Origin of the sequence: Litoreibacter halocynthiae (assembly GCF_004365635.1) — a bacterium.
GTDB lineage: Bacteria > Pseudomonadota > Alphaproteobacteria > Rhodobacterales > Rhodobacteraceae > Litoreibacter > Litoreibacter halocynthiae.
This window is the reverse complement of sequence record NZ_SOBH01000004.1, coordinates 201,808-220,470: the sequence shown is the minus strand read 5'-3', so window position 1 is coordinate 220,470 and position 18,663 is coordinate 201,808. Positions and strand designations below refer to the sequence as shown.

General features: G+C 52.6%; 12 protein-coding genes. 4 read left to right on the top strand and 8 right to left on the bottom strand.

Annotated features, from left to right (window positions below; all coding sequences use genetic code 11):
* Position 1 precedes the first annotated feature (1 nt).
* Positions 2-961, top strand: coding sequence for a hypothetical protein (locus tag BDE40_RS16300; RefSeq protein ID WP_134016356.1), 960 nt, complete (start codon positions 2-4; stop codon positions 959-961).
* Positions 962-1,415: 454 nt separating this feature from the next.
* On the opposite strand, the gene BDE40_RS16295 is transcribed toward BDE40_RS16300, so the two are convergent.
* Positions 1,416-2,312, bottom strand: a complete 897-nt coding sequence (locus BDE40_RS16295) for an NAD-dependent epimerase/dehydratase family protein (RefSeq protein WP_162848114.1) — start codon at positions 2,310-2,312, stop codon at positions 1,416-1,418.
* Positions 2,313-2,676: 364 nt separating this feature from the next.
* Between BDE40_RS16295 and BDE40_RS16290 the strand changes: the two genes are divergently transcribed.
* Together BDE40_RS16290 and BDE40_RS18450 are read left to right on the top strand one after the other, a co-directional pair.
* Positions 2,677-3,138, top strand: coding sequence for an adenylyltransferase/cytidyltransferase family protein (locus BDE40_RS16290; RefSeq protein WP_134016352.1), 462 nt, complete (start codon positions 2,677-2,679; stop codon positions 3,136-3,138).
* A 22-nt stretch (positions 3,139-3,160) separates the two neighbouring features.
* Positions 3,161-5,365 carry a LicD family protein gene (locus BDE40_RS18450; protein WP_162848113.1) on the top strand — a complete coding sequence of 735 codons (2,205 nt, stop codon included), beginning with the start codon at positions 3,161-3,163 and terminating at the stop codon, positions 5,363-5,365.
* Positions 5,366-5,790: 425 nt separating this feature from the next.
* Here the strand turns inward: BDE40_RS18450 and BDE40_RS16280 are convergent, their stop codons facing one another.
* The 4 genes from BDE40_RS16280 to BDE40_RS16265 all read right to left on the bottom strand — a co-directional run bounded on the left by BDE40_RS16280 (position 5,791) and on the right by BDE40_RS16265 (position 11,121).
* Complete coding sequence (locus BDE40_RS16280) at positions 5,791-6,540, bottom strand: glycosyltransferase family 2 protein (protein ID WP_134016348.1); 750 nt, start codon at positions 6,538-6,540, stop codon at positions 5,791-5,793.
* On the bottom strand, positions 6,537-8,456 hold the full coding sequence (locus tag BDE40_RS16275) for a glycosyltransferase family 4 protein (protein WP_134016346.1): 1,920 nt from the start codon (positions 8,454-8,456) through the stop codon (positions 6,537-6,539). The genes BDE40_RS16280 and BDE40_RS16275 overlap by 4 nt, the downstream gene beginning before the upstream one ends.
* 351 nt (positions 8,457-8,807) lie before the next feature.
* On the bottom strand, positions 8,808-10,055 hold the full coding sequence (locus BDE40_RS16270) for an ArnT family glycosyltransferase (protein ID WP_162848112.1): 1,248 nt from the start codon (positions 10,053-10,055) through the stop codon (positions 8,808-8,810).
* A 130-nt stretch (positions 10,056-10,185) separates the two neighbouring features.
* Positions 10,186-11,121, bottom strand: coding sequence for a hypothetical protein (locus tag BDE40_RS16265; protein WP_134016342.1), 936 nt, complete (start codon positions 11,119-11,121; stop codon positions 10,186-10,188).
* Between the two features lie 170 nt (positions 11,122-11,291).
* Here BDE40_RS16265 and BDE40_RS16260 point away from each other — a divergent pair, with 170 nt between their 5' ends.
* Positions 11,292-12,398, top strand: a complete 1,107-nt coding sequence (locus BDE40_RS16260; RefSeq protein ID WP_134016340.1) for a glycosyltransferase — start codon at positions 11,292-11,294, stop codon at positions 12,396-12,398.
* On the opposite strand, the gene BDE40_RS16255 is transcribed toward BDE40_RS16260, so the two are convergent.
* From BDE40_RS16255 to BDE40_RS16245, 3 genes are read right to left on the bottom strand one after another with little or no spacing between them, the layout of a single operon-like run.
* On the bottom strand, positions 12,372-13,016 hold the full coding sequence (locus BDE40_RS16255) for a 4'-phosphopantetheinyl transferase family protein (protein WP_134016338.1): 645 nt from the start codon (positions 13,014-13,016) through the stop codon (positions 12,372-12,374). The two genes, BDE40_RS16260 and BDE40_RS16255, sit on opposite strands and share 27 nt — an antisense overlap.
* The gene (locus BDE40_RS16250; protein WP_134016336.1) at positions 13,013-17,653 is read right to left on the bottom strand and encodes a MupA/Atu3671 family FMN-dependent luciferase-like monooxygenase; all 4,641 of its coding nucleotides are present in this window, start codon (positions 17,651-17,653) and stop codon (positions 13,013-13,015) included. The genes BDE40_RS16255 and BDE40_RS16250 overlap by 4 nt, the downstream gene beginning before the upstream one ends.
* A 5-nt stretch (positions 17,654-17,658) precedes the next feature.
* Positions 17,659-18,663, bottom strand: a complete 1,005-nt coding sequence (locus BDE40_RS16245; RefSeq protein WP_134016334.1) for a glycosyltransferase family 2 protein — start codon at positions 18,661-18,663, stop codon at positions 17,659-17,661.

Genomic DNA, 18,663 nt, shown 5'->3' with positions numbered 1-18,663 from the left:
GATGTCAAAGATCATCCTTCACATTGGGACGCATAAGACGGCGACCACGACAATTCAGAAGACCTTCGCCCATAACCAAGAGATCGCGCACCGTGCGGGGCTGGTTTACCCGGTTTTACCGCATCAGCATCACGGCTTGGTCGCAGACTGGATTAAGCTACCGGAGTTTTACCACTATCCGGCAGGGGCAAAGGCGCATTGGCAGAGTATAGCCGAGGTGAATGGTAACTCCGACAACACGGTTCTTATCTCGACCGAGGAACTTTCGCGTGGCTCCCCAGATAACAGAGTAAACTTTGCCGAGCTGCGCGAATGGATTGCCCCGTTCGACGAGGTACAGGTCGTCTGCTCGCTGCGCGATCAGCTTAGCCTTGTGCAGTCGGTCTACTTTGAAGTGTTTCGCAAGAACCCGAACTTCGATTGGCAAAAATTTCTCTCTGCCTGCTTCACGCAACGGCAGGCGACAGGGGTATTTTTAGACTACAACGACCTCTACGACATGTTGCTTGAAGCATTCACCGAGGACGAGATCACCTTCATCCCGTTCCGCCCGAACGGGCAGGGGGTGAACCCGCTCACCAACTTCCTTGACCATATCGGGTTCGGGCATCTGGCAGACTTGATGAAGCAAGAGGACGCCAACCGGTCACAAGAGGCACTTCAGACATGGCTTGCTGTTTTGGTCAATCGCCCAGATGGTTACGATCCAGAGTTGGCGGACGCGATTACGCCAATCTTTGAGGGTCGGCGTACCACGATGTATGCGCGCGCCGAGGCTAAGAGAATCCGCACCGAGTTTGCGCCAAACAATGCGACCTTTTTAAATCGCTACACCAAGCTGACAGACGCGGATCTCACCATGGTCGACTACGAGGAGAGCGACTACTTTTTCCGCGATGATATGACCCCAAAGCACTGGTTAAGCCTCGCTCAAGTGATGCGCCATTACGGTCAGACCTGATAGTTGGGATATTTCTGGCATCGTGTGAGGCGCGCCTTGGGTTGACACCCAGGAGAAAAACGCTCGACGGGTATCGATCCAACAAGCGCCAGTTACTGCGTTCCAGTCGCTTTTCGCCTAGCATGAAAAGCACTTTGCCGAACAGCGGGAAGCCGAAGCGGCTCTGTCCAGAACGGGCGGTAATGTATCGATTTGTCATTCTGGCAGCCACACCCCCGCTCAGGTGAAAGTGGCGACTAAGCCAAATTTCTTGATTTGCTCAACTTCCGAGGGAGCTTCGTTGATCCAACGGGCCTCAACGCGCGGTAAAGGTCGCGGCGCCAATCGAGTACAACACGCCGCTGCATAACGATTTTCGGAACAGTGGGATACACTAGCATTCAAACTGAACCACTGAGTTGGGGCTGCTCATCGGCTTTGCGACCGCACACGTGAGTTTCAAAGCACTATGCCCTCAGATTCGAGCCTGAAAAGCCTGTATCATTTCCTCAATGCCAGACTTGAGATCCTTTTCCGGGATCCAGCCCAAAAGCTCCCGCGCGCGCTGGATGCTCAACACACTGCGCGGCACATCAAATGCGCGGGCGTCTTGATATTCGACATCGGGAGAACAGCCCGCCAAACGAATAAGCTCAAGCAAATGGTTGAGGGAAACACCCTGACCGGAGCCGATATTGACTTCGGTGCCACGGGCAGTGCTATCTGCCGCCAGAACAAACGCGCGCGCCACATCATCAACATGGATGAAGTCGCGCTCGACAGTACCGTCTCCCCAAATTGAGATAGGCAGGTTTTGAACAGCATGGTGGCAAAACGTCGTAAGGGCACCCTGCGCCTTGCTGATATTCTGCCCCGGCCCGTAGGGATTTGCTACCCTCAAGGAAAGCGTCTCGATGCCACCGCTGTCGAGGAAACGCAGATAATGCTCGCTCGCCAGCTTAGAGATGCCGTAAGCCGTGATCGGACGCGTCGGGTGTGTCTCGGGAACTGGCACTTCAACTAGATTGCCGTAGACCGTCCCGCCTGACGAGGCGTAAACAATCCGCCGGACGCCTGACACCTTGGCCATATCTGCCAAGGCAATCGTTCCGAGAATGCTGCTTTCAGCATCGGCAAAGGGGTGCGCATTGGCCTCTTTTGGAAAGTGCGTCGAGGCTAGATGGAAGATACAATCAACACCGAACATCGCTTCGTGCAGCAGATCGTTGTTGGTGAAGCTACCCTGCCAATGTGTCAGGTTCTCGTGAGATATTTTACCCGCAATAAAATCAAGGTTCCGTACGCTCCAACCTGCGCCAAGCAACTGGGTTAGAAGCGCCTGACCGATAAAGCCGCCGCCGCCTGTGACCAATGCGGTACGGTTTGATCCGCTATTCTCGGTAGGAAGTTGTGTCCTAGGCATTTTTCTCAATTTTTGCGAGATTTGTCTTTGTTCCCGAGCAGAAAAACCCGAACGAGATGATGATGACCTATCCAGCAACAAGGTGTCAATGTGCGTTTGAGCCAGACAAGCGCTCTTGTAATGCCTGCATTCCCTGAAGAAAAGGAGCTCTTTTAGGTCGGGCGACTTTCACTGCCCTTCGGAACAGAGTACCCACAAGATGAACCTGCGCCTTGGGGACTAGTTTGGTTATGTATTTTACTTTTTGACTTCGATATATACCAGCCAAATCAAGTGCAAGTAATCTGCGACTACGAACCAATTTGGAGCCGAAATGTCTACTGTCATCACCTATGGAACTTTTGATCTTTTTCATATCGGCCATCTCCGTATCCTCGAGCGGGCGGCGCAACTTGGTGACAGGCTGATCGTCGGTGTTTCGACCGATGAGTTCAACGCCTTGAAGGGTAAAAAATGTGTTATTCCCTATGAGCACCGCTCAAGTATCGTCGGTGCAATCAAATGCGTTGATCTGGTTATTCCTGAGAATAACTGGGAGCAAAAATCCAGTGATATTGAACTGCATGGCGCAGATTACCTTGTCATGGGCTCTGACTGGGAAGGCAAGTTCGACAACTTTTCTAACAAGTGCGAAGTGAAATACCTTGAGCGCACGTCTGATGTGTCGACGACGAGCCTCAAGGAGGCGTTAAGCTCCGTAAGCGAAGAAAAGATTGCTGAAATACAAAAGGGCCTTGACCAAATACGTGGTGTCATCGGGCAACTTGGACAGTGATGGAGACGAGAGACAAATGCACTTGGATTTAGCCAAAACAGTATTTCCGGGTTACGGCTACTTTGGAAACAAGCCTTTCTCGACGCTGAAAATCGATGTCAATAGTCTGATCGACACTATCGAAATGGAAGTGCGCCAGAAGTCCGGCACTTATCTGAATCTGGAATTCATCAAGATTATCGACAAGAACGGCAAGTCTTACGATCTGGACGCTGTTATTGACGAATGTAAAATGTCGAGCTCCTTTACATCGTCCGACGAGACGGACGTGAAGGACCAAATCATCAAGACGGGCCCACTACACAGCGCCAAGCAACCGGCGCCGCGGCTGTCCATTACTCTCCAGAAGCCCATAGAGGTATCCAGCCTCGAAATCGGAAATCGTGGCGGTATCTACGGTGTCAGAGCACGAAACCTCACCTGCACGACATGGCTTGATGCTGATCAGAAAAGTAACTTCCAGAATGCACGGTTTGATCAACTCGAAGCTAAGTTGAACGAGCTCTGTGAAGCGATAGACTTCGACATTCCGAAGACTATTCGCGGACAAAACCACCTACAGATGATTGCCAACGAGATCAGGTCGTGTGCAAGGGCAGAGCTGCTGAAAGGCGACCTGGTTCTGGACAATAATTTGCTTTATTGGTTGCTGCCGGTTTTTGCTAGCGAGCCTATTGTTACAGAATCGACACTCACATTTATCGCGGCGCTTTGGCGCAATTTGGTGGCCTCGTATCCGACATTCGAAACTAAACACATGATTGATTTTCAGCGGATCCTGTCTACGGAAGAGAGAGTCGCCAAGGTTGAAGCCCTCACAGACGCAATGCGGGAGAGCGCTTCAAAGCCCAGCTCGAAAATCGTGGTTGGCAAGCACAATATCGGCACAGCCGCGCTCTTTGATCACAAAGAAGACTATCTGCATTCCATGAAAGCTGTTTCTGACATCCTGCGGGAAAACGGCATGGAAGCCATGATCTGCTACGGAACACTGCTTGGCGCGATCCGCGACAAGGGGTTTATTCCACATGATGATGACGTCGATATGCTATATGTCGACACGTCGTCAAACCGCGAAGAGATGATGCACAATCGCAAGGCTGTGATGCAGCTCTTCAAAGATCTGGACTACAGAATTTGGGACTCCGGAACCAATTTTCACGTGACACCTCCCGGCTTGCGCGGAGGCGTTGACTTATTCCCCTGCTACAGAGACGGCTCGTTGCTTCATCTGATGATGGAACGCTATCTGTATCGTGGTATTCCTGAAGACATCGTCATCCCGACAACTGAAGTCGAGCTTTACGGACGCACCCTGCCTGCGCCCGCCAAGCCGGAAAGACTCATGGCCGAGAGGTATGGCGAAACATGGCACACGCCAAATCCATACCACGAGTGGCCTTGGGAGCTTGGTACACAAGCGACACCCTTAAGTGACCGCGAATTGGCGCCCAAACCCAGCAGGACAATTCGTATCGCGTGGGGGCAGCACCTCGGACCAGGTGGGTACTCTCCGCCCAAAAACTCAGCCGCAGTGATTGAAGAAGCTTTGGAGAGAGGCTTTGACGCAGTAGAAATTGACATTCGGGAAGCTGCCGACGGCAAATTTATTCTGGCGCATGATGATCTTATCATTAACGGCGACGACAAGATTGTGACATCCGAGCATACTGCGGCCCGATTGAAAGAGTTTAAAATCGGAGAGCACAAGGGCAAGCCTCAGTACATTCTCGAGCTGTCCGAAGCGCTCGAGATGCTGCTCGATACTGTCGTGATGCTCGATCCGCGAATTCCTGTCACGTCGTTCAAAAAACTCAGAGCAGCTACCGATGCGGCCAAGATAAGTGCCGCTAAGCTGTTGTTCTGCGGGTATGGCATCGAAGCTATCCGCGAGATCCAGACCCACTTCCCGGAGAGCACAGTTCTCTACAAGTTTCATGCCTGTCACAGCGATCTGGATGACTGGGTTTTGCAAGAGCTTCAGGCGCAGCGCGTTGATGGCGTGATGCTATATTGGCCACTGCATTACGAAGACGTCACCGACTTTATGAAAATGATAAACAAACGTGACTTGAGTGCATTGTTCTATTGCCACGGCGGGTGGCCAAGTCGCGGTGAGCAGGACGACTCCGAAGTGTCGTTGAGAAAAATGATAGATGCGGGCGTTCACTTTGTGACAACAACAGCGTGTGATACTGAGAGCTTCAATTTCTTGAGTGATAAATAGTCACTTTCTCACACCTCTCGTGAGGAAGCATGAGGGCTTCCTTGAGGCTGTCAATCAGCTCGCTTGAAGCATTGCATTGAGTCTGTCTTTCAGCGAACGGTTTGCCTGCCATTTCAAGAGGTCAGCAGCTCTCGACGGGTCGCCCAATGACAGTCGAATATCTCCAGCGCGCTCAGCCTCGTGGTTAACGGGTGTCGGCGCGCCGTCTGCTGCAGCGTCCAGCGTCTGCGTTAGGTCCAGCAGTGAGGTCTGACCTGAGCCCTGAAACTCCGCCACCCGTTACGAGTGAAACTCTTTGCATACTATCTTTCTTACCGAGCGCGCAGACAGTGGGAAACCTTGACCAAACTGCATGATGGCTTCGCATTTGCCTAACGGAGTGAACACCACCACCGTATGGCTGGGAAAGCGTTCAGGCGCGCGCCCTAGCGCTTGGCGAACTTGCGTTTCTTGTCTTGAAAAAGATGATTATATAGGCCGTGTCGGGACACCATTACATCGGCTTGCACAGACTCCCGAACCAAAGAGAACTCTTTCTTCCGAACGAAATGGCAGGTTTCTGGTACAACTTTATGAACCAGACCCTTCGCGATCGTAGAACAGTTCCACGACCAATCTTCATACCCCATCCCTTTGGAGATTTGGTTTCTCACATAGGGGTTATCAACATAGACTTTCTTCCGCGCGAACGACAGGGCTGTCCAGTAGTTGATCACGAGCAGGTTCTCGACTTTAAAGTCAGGGCTGTCCATGTCGTGATGGTGGAAAAACCACTGATGGTTTTCTGCAAAATAGAGGTTCACCTCGGGGTGCCATATACACTCTCGCTTTTCTTTGCGCGCCGCTTCGACAGCGTTTAGCAACCAGTCGGCACCCCAGAGGTCATCACCGTCAATGAAAGCGATGAATTCGCCTTCAGCAAGCTTAACACCTTGGTTTCTTGACTCTGCCAAGTCGCCATTGTCGCCCTCTACTAACTTGACAGGAATTTCATCGAAATCGTTGAGTACGTCTTGTGTGAGATCGTCGCATCGGTCTGCGACAACCATCACCTCCACTGACAATCCACCTTCTTCAGCGCGTTGCACGGCCTTTGACACGCTTTTGAGTGTGCCCGTCAGGATGAGGCCCTCATTGTGGGCATTGATGATTGCTGTAACGTCTGTCTTCTTCATTTCGCCAGCTCTTCTTCTTGCTCTACCAGCTTGACGATGCTCTCAAACTTTTCCCACGAGTGTTGTGTATTCAAGCGTTGGAACATCGCCTCCCTGCGGCGAGAGGCTTCCTTGGATGTGAAGCAGACTTCTTGCAAGCAGCGCGCATACTGGCGCGGATCGTAAATGTCACTAACCAGCCAGCCTGTATCGTTGTCTAGTATTTCGCTGATGCCGCCGCTCGCTGAACCGACAATAGGGATACCGGCAGAGGCCGCGTCAAGCAGCACAGTCGGGATACCATCCCAAAGTGAAGTGTAGAGAAATGCATCATATTTTTCGAACGGTACGCCAACATCAGGATCATAGGGCGGCTCTATCTTGACGTTTGCGGGAAGCCCTAGGCTCTCGGTGCTAATATTACCCGGCACTGAATAGAGATGAAACGAGATACTAGGGCAAAGTTCTGCGATCTTGCCGATCATCTCGGGGAGCTTCTGGCGCGACATACGACCCGACCAAAAGACACGTCGCTGCGTTTTCTCTGCCCGTTCGGGAAGCTTTTTTTGCTCTACAGGTGTTCGCAATACCTGAAGCCGTTTTTGCTGGTTGGCAGGTATCGAGAAGTCTGAAATCAACTGGTCTACAAATGTTTGGTTGTCGATGAGAAAATGATCGATCAATGTGAAGGCCTGCGGAAATTCCGTAGCTGCGTAACCCACCGGAGCGCCCTCTGCCGTGTAGTCATAGCAGAAGAGACATGCCCTAAGCTTTGTGAAGTTACCGATCGCGCTCTTGGGTTTGATCATCACATCCCACAGCGCCCGCGAGTTAACGCAATATGTCGATTCCGGCTGAACAATCGAGATAAGTCGACGTGTAAATTGGGCGCGCGCTTCGCTGTCTGCATCTGGCAAGTAATCAGATATCACCAGAGTTTTTGCGTCTTCGGGTAGCCACTTCTCACCTTTGCCGCGCTCGCCGTCAGTCACCAACAAAATAGTTTTTCTGGTACCGTGCAGCTTGCTAAGCGCGCGGAAGAGGTTGATCCCGTAAAGCTCCGCGCCGCCAATTCCGAGTGATCCGGTGGCCACGAGTGAAGAGATCTCGGAGCCGATATCATTAAGCGCCTCTACAAGCGCTTGGTTAGAGGCGTCAAGATAGGACGGCGTGCTTGACGCGAGTGTACCAAGCCCCGAGATATCAAGCCGGTCCAACATTAGATCGATGCCTTGAAGCTCCCATGCTTCACGCATAACGAGTTCGACTTGCTTTTGAATGTCTCCGATACCGTCCCGATACCAGCGCGCGATCTTGCGGCCTTCGCGTCGGCCTGCGCCAACATAGTGCATCCATGGATCAAGATCGCCGATCGCCGGATAAGTCGCCAGATAAAAATCGCTATCAAACTCTTCTCGCAGTTTGATAAACGCGTCATCACCCTTTTTGCAAAGGAGGTTGAACCGCTTATTCTCGAGATAGTGCTGTCGGCAGTCGGCGTTTGTTGCGTTTTTGTTAAGGTAGACCCGCTTATACCAATCATAGTCAAACCCGTCGGCACTGGTCAGATTGCCGGCTGCCTTCCCTTCCATCGCGTAGTGCTGCAGGGGCTTTTTGCCCCCAAGAGACGAGGCATAGCGTTCAGCATAAAATATCGGGTCAAATTCTGGCGATGGCTGCCGGCCCTCACGCTCTCCAAAATTGATATAGTGGTCGAGGGCGTCAATGCCGGCCTCTCTAACATCAAAGTAGACTTCCAGATAATACTGCTCGTCAAAATAGGGTGCCAAAAGCTTGCGCAGCGGATCGCGTCTTGCAGTCCCCACCACGGTGCTCAGCACGTGCGAAGCCCTCGGCTGACTTGCCACAGTTTCCTCGGACTTGGCGACTTCACTTCGGCCCTTAATCCAAGATTGACCGATTTTGGATAACTTCATCCGGCATCTCTTTTACTTCTGCTTATTTGATCGGTTCTGGATTCGTCATGGGACAATCAACAATTCCGAACTAGCGTCTTTCCAATGAACTCTCGTGAAACAAGGTAGCACTGACTTGGAGGAGTTAATAGTCGAAGCCTCAAATGTGATGCAAGCACAACCTTCATATGCTTTCCGGCTTGCTCATGACTGTCTGACATGAGTGCCCACGTGCCGAGTGAAAGCAACGCAAGCAATATCGCGAGAAAGAAGCCACCCAAAGGCCACTCGCTCGAAGAAAATTCTCTCAGGTTTGCGTAATCACCTACTTTATCCAATAATTAGGAAGTAATTCGAGCGCTCCAAAGATGGCTAGTCTCTTGCTGTCTCAGTATCAGGTTTCCAGCGTTCGACACGGTTTTCAATAATCAGTGCTATGAAAATCGCGTTGTTCGCGATGATAAGCCAGTCAAAAGGCATTCTGAACCGAACGCGAGTGAAAAACACCGCATATGCAAGGCCAGCACCAATCCACAAACATAGCCCCAGTATCTCTATTGGTCGGAATGGGTGTTTACGCAATAAGGCGACACGGGCGACGAGGGGTAGGATAATGAGGCTATATGCAGCCAGCAGAATGACCTCACGCGTGCTTACATTCACTGTTGAGGCACCGCCTTCAACAGCAGTGTCGGACATGAGCCGATTGCTGAAATCAAACCAATGCAGAAATTTTCCAAAATATAGAGAAACTGTCCGTGCCGGGTTGTTCGCCATCTCACGAAAGGCTGCACGCTTGAAAATCCTGTCGCGTTCGATCTCGGTTTTTCCGGTGATCTCAGTGTAAACATAGTCGGGAAACTTCACATCAAGACTAGTGTTATACCGCGCGCCAGGCGAGTTCCCCGCAAGCAAATTATACCCGCCGCTAGTTGCCGTCAGGATGACGACTCCAAAGGCGTTGTGATTTCGTATACCCCAACCAGCTACAAGAAGCGCGGCACATGCGAGGAAGGCAACTAAGTGACGCATTGGTTTGTGAGATTGAAACCAGACCCACAGGACAAATATTGGCACCAGAAGCAAAACTATTGGGATTGTTAGGATCAGAAAGCCAAACGACAGACCAGCCAATGCGGCGGTTACCCTCGACTGGGTCACTGTTAGGCGATCTAGAAGAAAAGCCGTCAGCACTAACATGAATGCAGCAAGTGTCTGCGGATAAAGTGTGAGAGAAGCGTAAAGGATGACCGGCCACAGCGGAATCAGGATTACGGCCAATAAACCAGCAAGAGGGCCAGCATTGCGGCGAACCATGTGAAATACTAATAGGAGGCTCGCTCCTAACAGCAGGTTATTGACTAGGCGTAGCTCCATGAGGCCCGCACCCAATTTCACAAAGGGCGCGATTAACAAGACCAGCCCCGGTGCGTGATAGGCGGTTAATTCGCCGTCTTGGTGGGCATATACGCCATTAAGGGCAAGGTTTTCTGCAATGGCTAAGAAGTTCGGTTCATCGAGTGATCTCACTCGATCTCCACTTAGTATGGTTACGCTGGCCAGTGTTAAAACTACGAGTGCAATAATCGTGTAGGCATAGAACTGTTCGCGACCAGCCACGCCATTTCTTATTGAAGATAGAAAACGCACTGGGCACCTCGCGCGACACTGAAGCTTACAAACGGCAGTCTAGAATACTTACCACAAGACCCGCGAAAACGTGCGCCTTTTTTGAGCGCCAATAGCCCGCTTAGTTTTGCTGCGGCACGCCAGTCCGGCTGTATCGAGTCACGACATCCCAAACAATTTCCTGCATAAGCTTCGCAGCCTCCGGTCCCGGATCGGGTGCGGGCGTTCCGTCAAACTTGACCAGATTATGGGGAAGTCCGACCGGAGACGTCTGATACAATACCGCAAAATGAGTGAGGGCGACTAGATAAGCACCATAAGCGTTGAAGTGAATCGTGTCTGAGAACAGGTCTGTCCGAGATTTGATTGGCCCAACCCCACCGCGCTTTTCAATTTCACGCACGAATCGTGCCATAACTTGACCTGCCGGGATCACGTAGATCGGTTGCGGGTTATCATCAAGGTTTAGAGCAGGGCGCAGGATTGCTCCTTCCCAATACATTTCTAGGTCTCGATCGAGGCGCTCCAACCAACCTTCCGGATCATCGAGGTCGTGCCAAGTTTCGTAGAAATAAACCCTGACGTCAGGATTATTGGCCCGCGCCTTGGTCGCCCAGTTATGCAACATTTTGGCGCTGTCCATGTATTTGATGGAGTCGCGGATTTCGACGGCTTCGGTAAGGATGATGGCATCATATTCACCCGAAGCGATAGCTTCATGTGCGTCGCGGAATTGCGGGTGACCATTTGAATCCTCAAACCCGTTGATAGGCGTGTCCGGATCCCAGTGGGCTTTCAAAAATGTCCCCCAGCCAAGTTGGCTGTTATAGTGATAGCGCCCGTCAGAAAGCTGAACGAGCAGTTCGGGCATATCGTGCGATACAAGACTATGGCCCAAGTGCATCGCATTCATTGTTTGGGGCGGCTTTGGGGCAGGCGCTTCGTACAGAGCGTCGAAAGCTTCTTGACCCAGTGGTTTGTGGCTGCTGCTGCGCCAGACATAAAGCGCGCTAAGAACTGCAATGGTCACTGCAACTACGACAAGTGCTTTAGTCATCCCCAAATTCCTACTAATCTTTGACTTGTGAACGAGGATAAGCGTCAACTGTAACAACGCAACGCAGAATTGGAAGGCGCTTAGGTTTAAGTGTATTGAATGTGAACTCTAGGTCGCGACTTCTTCTCATCGCCCCGGCGCCGGTCATTCCCACCGAAAACGGGTTTGTCATGGATGGCAAGTTTTTGACCGGAATGGCTTTGCACCAAAAGTTTTGGAACGGGGAAGTCGACTGTCTGCTGCGGGAGGGGGCTGAGAACATTCCCTTTGGTGCGCAAGAAATCACAACTGATCCAGGATTTGGGCTTAAAGTCCTGAAACAAGATCAAGCTATTTCAGCGGAGCATCTGGATGGTTACGACGTCGTGCTATGCAGTGTCGATGACGCAGAGAACTTGGACATTCCTAACCTTGAGATCCAGCGGCCTCCCAAGTTTTTCGTCACCATGGAATACACCCTGAAGACCCGATTGCAGGCGGCGTGGCTTGATCCTCAGCACGGGCTGGCAAAGCGATTATACACTATGTTGTGGTTGGTTAGAAAAGAGGGGCTGCGCAAACGGTTTATTCGCAAAGCTCAAGGGTTTCAGTCGAACGGGTACCCAGCTTATCAAACTTATGCGCACTTGAACCGCGATCCGCTGCTTTACCTGGATAACCGTATGACACCCTCCTTGTTCGCGACAGAGGACGAACTAAAGGCACGCGCGGAACGTCTCAATTCTGGCCAACCTTTGCGACTGATCTACTCTGGTCGACTTGAACAGATGAAAGGGGCGCATGATCTGTTGCCAATAGCTTCAAAACTGCGCGGGCAGGGAGTGCGTTTCCACCTCGATATTTTCGGGGAGGGGGGGCTCAAACAACAGATTGCCCGAGGTATCGCGTCTCAGGGCTTAGAGGACAGCGTGAAATTGCACGCGCCGGTCGATTTCGAGACCGAGTTGGTCCCTCATATTCGCAAAAACAGTGACATCTATCTTTGCTGTCATCGGCAATCAGATCCATCATGTACCTATCTGGAGAACATGGGGTGCGGCGTCGCCGTGGTTGGGTATGGAAACCAGATGTGGGCTGCTTTGAACCAGGCAAGCGGCGCAGGTTGGACAGTTCCGATGGGAGACATCACTGGCATTGTGGACGTGATAGCGGAGATAGATAAAAAGCGAGCAGAGATAGGTCTGAGATGTGACAAAGCGTTGGAATTTGCTAAGTCGCACGACTTCCTGATCGAGTTCGGCAAGCGCATGTCACATGTCGATCCGGACAGATCCTAACAGGTAGTCTTCGACTAACCGCAGCTGCCCAGACATGCTTTGAATTGTCAGGGTGCTGGGCAGATCAGCCGTGAAGTCTACGCCTTCAAACTGAATATTGACGTCCTCAAATCCAATCATCTGGCTCGTTACCAGATATTGCGCTTTATATACGGCTTCTTTGGCGCTGAAGATTTTCCTGGCATTAAGCCCGCGATCATTGATGGGAAGAGTTTTCAGCCAATGACGCTCCGTTGGGGTGCAGACAATGCGTTCCAAATCGGATGGAAGCGGCACTGCGGGTTCAACATCTAATCCGATGCTGCGATGGGTAAGGCTAACAGCAGCAATGCACAGCGTGTTGCAATGAGCAATAGAACCTACCAGCCCGTGCGGCCAAAGTGGTTCCCGCTGAGTTCCCGTTAAAATCGGTGCTGGTGGAAGCCCTAGTTCAGTCATGGCGGCGCGAGCAGCCCGACGGCCAGCTGCGTATTCGCGTCGACGTTTTGGCACCGCACTTGCAATGGCTGGATACTCGGCTTCAAGCAGACCCTGCTCTGGATCACGTGGATCAGTGATGCCTATCCCAACCTCGTCACCAAGCATCTCGCGCAGAGTAGATCGTATTTTTTCTGTCACGTCCGGTTTTGTCGCCGCGCGCGCATTTCGCGACGCTTGGCCATCGCTGCGCTGCGAGCATTGTCAGGCTCGGGTCGGGCGGGTGGCTCAGAAGCCGCCTCTGGTTGAGGGGGCGCCGCAGTAGGGGCTTTGGGCATTGCTGTAACACCTGCCTTCTTCGCGACGATGGCCGACAAGGCACTTAGAGTTGGCGCACGGAAAATGTCGGTGATCGAGAGCTTTTGCACATTCAACCGTTGGCGGATCTCGCGATGCACTTGAACCGCCAGAAGGGAATGCCCTCCAAGATCAAAGAAGTTATCCTTCGGCGCGATGTTGGGAATGTTCAACGTATGCGACCAAATGGCAGCGATTGCCTGGGTGACTTCTTCGTCTGAGCTCATGTTGTTCGGAGTGGTAGATGCGTCCTCTGCTTTCGCCGCAGCATTTGGGGTGGAACTGCTTTGGGCTTGCACTTCAGACGGCGCGGGCAAAGCGTTGCGGTCCACCTTCTTGTTCGGGGACAATGGGAAGGCGTTCAACGTCACGAAATGATGTGGCACCATGTAGTCCGGTAGGGTGTCGCGCAGATGGGTGCGCAAAGCATCTTGGTCGACGTCGTCGTTGGACAGCATGTAAGCGACCAACTGGCCGGGGCTGTCTTCGCGTGTCACCACGACTGATTGCTTGATACCTTCGAACTGGTCGATTGCGGTCTCAATCTCACCTAGTTCCACGCGATAGCCGCGCAGCTTCACTTGGAAGTCAGCACGGCCTAAGAAATCAAGTGTGCCATCTGGTTGCCAACGCGCGATATCGCCGGTGCGATACATCAAGCCGGCACCAGCCCTGTCGGGATCGGCGTCACTAACGAATGGATCGCGAACGAAGCGTTCGGAGGTCAGGTCAGGGCGCTTGAAATAACCACGGGTAACCCCGGCGCCTGCGATATACAACTCTCCTGGCACGCCTATTGGGCGTGGTTCCATGTTGTCATCCAATACGTAAACTTGGGTATTTGCGATTGGAGTCCCGATAGACACCACGCCTTCGCCGCCAGTAGCGGTCTGGGTCGTGGACCAAATAGTTGTCTCGGTCGGGCCATACATATTTTCCACGTGACCGCCCGTGAGTGACTTCAATTCGGCGGCCAACGCGCCAGACAAGGCTTCGCCACCCACCATCATCACATCCAGTTGGGGCAGGGCTACACGGGCCTCGTCTGTCATCACCAGCATTTGCGCCATAGAGGGTGTGCATTGCAGATGCGTAACTTTGTGGTGCTGAATTTGGGCTGCGATGGAATAGTCATGTGCTGTCGTCGCGACGTCTGCATTTGAAAGCTTCACCACCTCAGCCAGAGGTCGCAATCCTTCAAGGACCTGCTCCACATTGATGCCGTAGTCGATAAGGCAGGCGATTTCAGTTACGCCAATGGCTTTGACCTCCTCGACCCGCTCCATGGCCTCCTCGATGGTGCCGAACAGGCCGCTATCGTTGAAATAGCGCTCAAAAGCGAAATCCAAAATACCTTCCAGCTCGTCCTCGGTCAGAGACCCAAGATCGAGCTGCATGGGGTTTTCTACGCCCTTTGGCTTCTTGAAAGCCGGGAACGCCCATGCGTATTGCTTGATCAATCCCGCAGCCGCGCGAAGATAGTCCTTCATTGGTTCGCGTGCGATTTCTCGCGCCTGCTCGCGAGTCTCGGCCAAGAAGGAGTGCAACATCAAAGTGACTGTGAAATCATCAGGGTTATGACCAGCATCACGTAAAGCTTGATGATAAAGAATGATCTTCTCACCGACTTCACCCACGCTTTGACCTAATAGGTGCGTCAGCACGTTGCAGCCGTTGGCACCCGCTTCTTTCCAGGTCTCGGGATTGCCTGCGGTCGTGACCCAAACATCAAGCTTCTTTGACACCGGCCGAGGCTGCGTAAGGACGTTGTGCATTTCGCCATTCTCGCGCGGGAAAGAGATCTCTTCACCGGACCAAAGCTTGCGCAGGTCAGCGATTGCTTCGAACATCGCGGGCTTGTTTTTGGGTGGAGTGTTCTCTGGACGCAACACGAAGTCATCAGGTTGCCAGCCGGATGCAATCGCCAGGCCGGCTTTCCCGTTCGTGAGGTTGTCGACCACCGCCCATTCTTCGGCAATGCGGGCGGTGTGATGGAGTGGGGCCACGCAGGAGCCAGCCCGTACGCCAATATTCTGGGTCACGGCCGCGACCGCCGCACCGGTGACGGATGGGTTAGGGTAGGGGCCGCCGAAGGCGTGGAAGTGGCGCTCCGGGGTCCAAACTGCACAAAATCCGTTTTGATCCGCGAACTTTGCACCTTCAAGAAGCGTGCGGTACTTGTCGCGACCAACGCCGTCGTCGTTACCCCAATAGAAAAGGCTGAACTCCATACCTCCAACAGTGTGCCCTGACGGGCTATCTGTCGTCCCGAGAGTTCGATTATCATCCGAACTGATGACAACCTTGAAGCCGCGGCTGAGGGTCCAGAATAGCTCCAGCACCGATATGTCAAACGATAATGACGTCACTGCCATCCAGACGGAACCGTCTTCGTGGGCGATGCGCCCATCCATACCAGTAAAGAAATTGGCGACGTTGCGGTGTTCAACCATCACGCCTTTAGGCTTGCCGGTCGATCCGGACGTGTAGATCAAATAGGCTAATCCTTCTCCGATCACGCCACTTTCGGGGTTTTCCGAAGGGGCAGAATCCAGCGATGGGGCGTCATCAACACACAAAACTCTGGCGGCATGCTTTGGCAACAAATCCGCAAGAATAGTATCTGTGATGATTACTTTAGTTCCGCTGTCCTCAATATAAAGAGCGGTGCGATCTGTGGGGTAACTTGGGTCCATTGGCAGATAGGCGCCGCCCGCCTTCAAGATGGCCAACGCGGCAATGACAAGATCAGCGGATCGGGGCAAATGTAGGCCGACAACTACCTCAGGTGCTACTCCCATGTCTGTTAACACATGGGCCATTTTATTTGCACGGGTGTTAAGCTCACTGTAGGTCAGTGTCTCGCCTTCAAACGATAGAGCTTCAGCGTTGGGCGTTTTGGCGACTTGGGCTTCGAACGCCTGGTGGATGCAAAGGTCCTCTGGGAATTCGGTGGCAGTCGCGTTCCAGTTGTAGAGAACTTGCTGGCGCTCTGCTTCGGGCAGTATCGTTGGCGCTTTGCCTGCCGCTATCTGATGGATCATGTGAGAGAGCCGATCACCCATCAAGTCTACCGCCTCTGGGCCGGTCTTTCCGATGTCCGCGAATAGAGTGCCATCTGACGCCAATGTCAGCGCAGTTCCTTCCAAATGCGATTGCTTTGACAGACCCAATGCAGGTGTTGCGGGCCTGGCTAGGCTGGGGATGCGTGCAATAAGGTCAGAGGCAAATGGCCCCATAGCCTGCGCGGCGGCAAGATCATCTTCGATATTGGACGCTAGGACAGGGCCCCAAGGATTCAGATATCCGGTGTTATCTGTCGTGAGTTCAGCGGCGATTGTGATGCCTTCGTCATCGCTTAGATGCAAAGCAAGGGCGGTCATCGCTGATTTAAGGTGCGTGGGGGTGAACCCTTCGGGTAAGTCTAGCGTGCGGGACCTGATTTCACCCTGCGAGGCTGATGCATCTATTAGGGGCAATGTAGCCACGGTTGCGGCTTCAAGTCGTGCGCGCCAATTGGCTTCGGACTTAAGGGTTCTTTTCAACCCATCCGACAAGGCTTTCGCCACAGCCGCATCGGGGGAAGGCAGCACATCGCCCAACTTCGCGATGTCCGCGGGTTCTGCCGCTGCACCGTTAAACTTGCGAAGCCCTTGCAGGGTCACAGGGGCCGTGCCGGTGGCGACGGTTATGCTGTCCTCGCTAACGTCAAGAACCGTACCAGCGGGGCTGTCAGATGCAGCTTTTCCGGCTGTTGCCTGTGATACCAGCCAAATTTTGCCGTTCGCATTAATTTTGGGGCAGGTGAGGGGGTTCCAATAGCCGCCATGATCCAGCGCGCGGACCAATGTCGTGATGCTACGCGCCGAGCGCGAGAAGTCGAGCCGACCCGCAGCAGGTGGGCGGTCGTTCTTGGCAAAATAGCTTCGTTTGGAGAGGTCTTGTTTCGTCAATAGCGGCTGTTCAGTGGCCAATTTATCTATTACGGTCGAGAACCCTTCAATCGCGGCGCCATAGCATTTGGTGTTCAGGGTTAGGGTCGTCTCGTTCGGAGCGATGTCAAAAAATTGCTGAGTTAGCAAATCGCCTTCGTCGACGCCGCCAGCGATCATATGCCAGCTAATTCCATATTCGGTTTCACCATTAATCAACGCCCAAGCTGGGGCGTTTAAACCAGCGTAACGGGGTAGTGGGCCATCGTGGAAGTTTACCGCGCCACGTGAAGGGATCGCGAGCACGTCGTCGGGGATCATGTCGAGATTGGCGATGGAAAGCAGCCAGTCGAAAGACATTCCGTTCATTTCCTCAGCCAGATTGGCGTCCGCAGAAATGGCCTGAATGTCCGCGCCCTTTGCCCAAGCCGAGATATCGGTGTTACGCGTGACTACTGCGGATACTTGGTGCCCCGCCTCAAGCAACATTTCCGCGCACTGAATGGCGAGGGATTCATTGCCGATGACAACCGCGCTGAATTGAGACATGGGATCTACTCTCCGATTTTAGTGTCGAGTTCAGGTGATTGGTTATGGGTCGTGCCCGTAATAGAGCCGATAATGTTGGCAAAATCGTGTTTTGCCATGGAGCGCAGGAAGTTTGGGGACACATCACGCGTTTTTCCGGTCAACCTGCAGCGCAGCCAATGCAAACTTCCCGCACTGAGGTGAACCAAAGTGGCGAAGCCAGCATAGGTGAGGCCATAGTTCTTTTGGAAATAATGAAAACGGGATTCAAACCAGTAATCTGGCACGCGGTCCCACGTCTTCATACCAGTAGACACGGAGCCCAAGTGCATTACCCGGCTTTCATACACATAGTGTATAGAATAATTTGATGACCGCGCGCGCGCGCACAGATCAGCTTCTTCAAAGTATAGAAAGAAGGTCTCATCAAAGAGCCCTATTTCATCAAGCACGCTTCGGCGCATCATCATGCTGGCCCCGGCAAGCCAATCTACAGATGCTGTCCCTACAATATCTTCGCGTGGAACCCTGTAAGACTTTAGCAGCTTTGTAATAGGACCGAAGCGGATGGCGCTTTCAAGTTCGCTGAGGATTGAGGGAAACCGGAATGTAGTTGTGTGCCGATCACCGTCTTCACCAAAGATATAGCTACCCACAAAGCCAGTTTTTGGGTGGGTTTGCAAAAAGTTGTAAAGTTCAGTGATCGCTTCGGGTTCGGGAAATGCATCAGAATTTAGAATATAGATGAAATCAGGTGCTGTGCCATCCGACATTCCCGCACGGATTCCAACATTATTCCCGGCTCCGTATCCGCCATTGTGCCCTGATTTAAGAACACGGATGCCTTCCCATTGCTCGGCCTCGACATGGTCGCGAATCTTCTCAAAAGACCCATCCTGACTGTCGTTATCGACTATTGTGATTTCGCCAGGCAGACCCTGCATGGCGATCCGTGCCGCTTGAGCCGAACGCAGGGTCATATCGGCGGTTTTGTAATTAAGAATGATCGTCAAAACAGTGGGTGCTGGCAT

Excerpts from the sequence above, each read along its gene's own strand:
- BDE40_RS16300 (WP_134016356.1), top strand. The coding sequence starts at position 2 with ATGTCAAAGATCATCCTTCACATTGGGACGCATAAGACGGCGACCACG.
- BDE40_RS16290 (WP_134016352.1), top strand. The coding sequence starts at position 2,677 with ATGTCTACTGTCATCACCTATGGAACTTTTGATCTTTTTCATATCGGC.
- BDE40_RS16280 (WP_134016348.1), bottom strand. The coding sequence starts at position 6,540 with ATGAAGAAGACAGACGTTACAGCAATCATCAATGCCCACAATGAGGGC.
- BDE40_RS16275 (WP_134016346.1), bottom strand. The coding sequence starts at position 8,456 with ATGAAGTTATCCAAAATCGGTCAATCTTGGATTAAGGGCCGAAGTGAA.
- BDE40_RS16265 (WP_134016342.1), bottom strand. The coding sequence starts at position 11,121 with ATGACTAAAGCACTTGTCGTAGTTGCAGTGACCATTGCAGTTCTTAGC.
- BDE40_RS16260 (WP_134016340.1), top strand. The coding sequence starts at position 11,292 with ATGGATGGCAAGTTTTTGACCGGAATGGCTTTGCACCAAAAGTTTTGG.
- BDE40_RS16250 (WP_134016336.1), bottom strand. The coding sequence starts at position 17,653 with ATGTCTCAATTCAGCGCGGTTGTCATCGGCAATGAATCCCTCGCCATT.
- BDE40_RS16245 (WP_134016334.1), bottom strand. The coding sequence starts at position 18,663 with ATGCCAGCACCCACTGTTTTGACGATCATTCTTAATTACAAAACCGCC.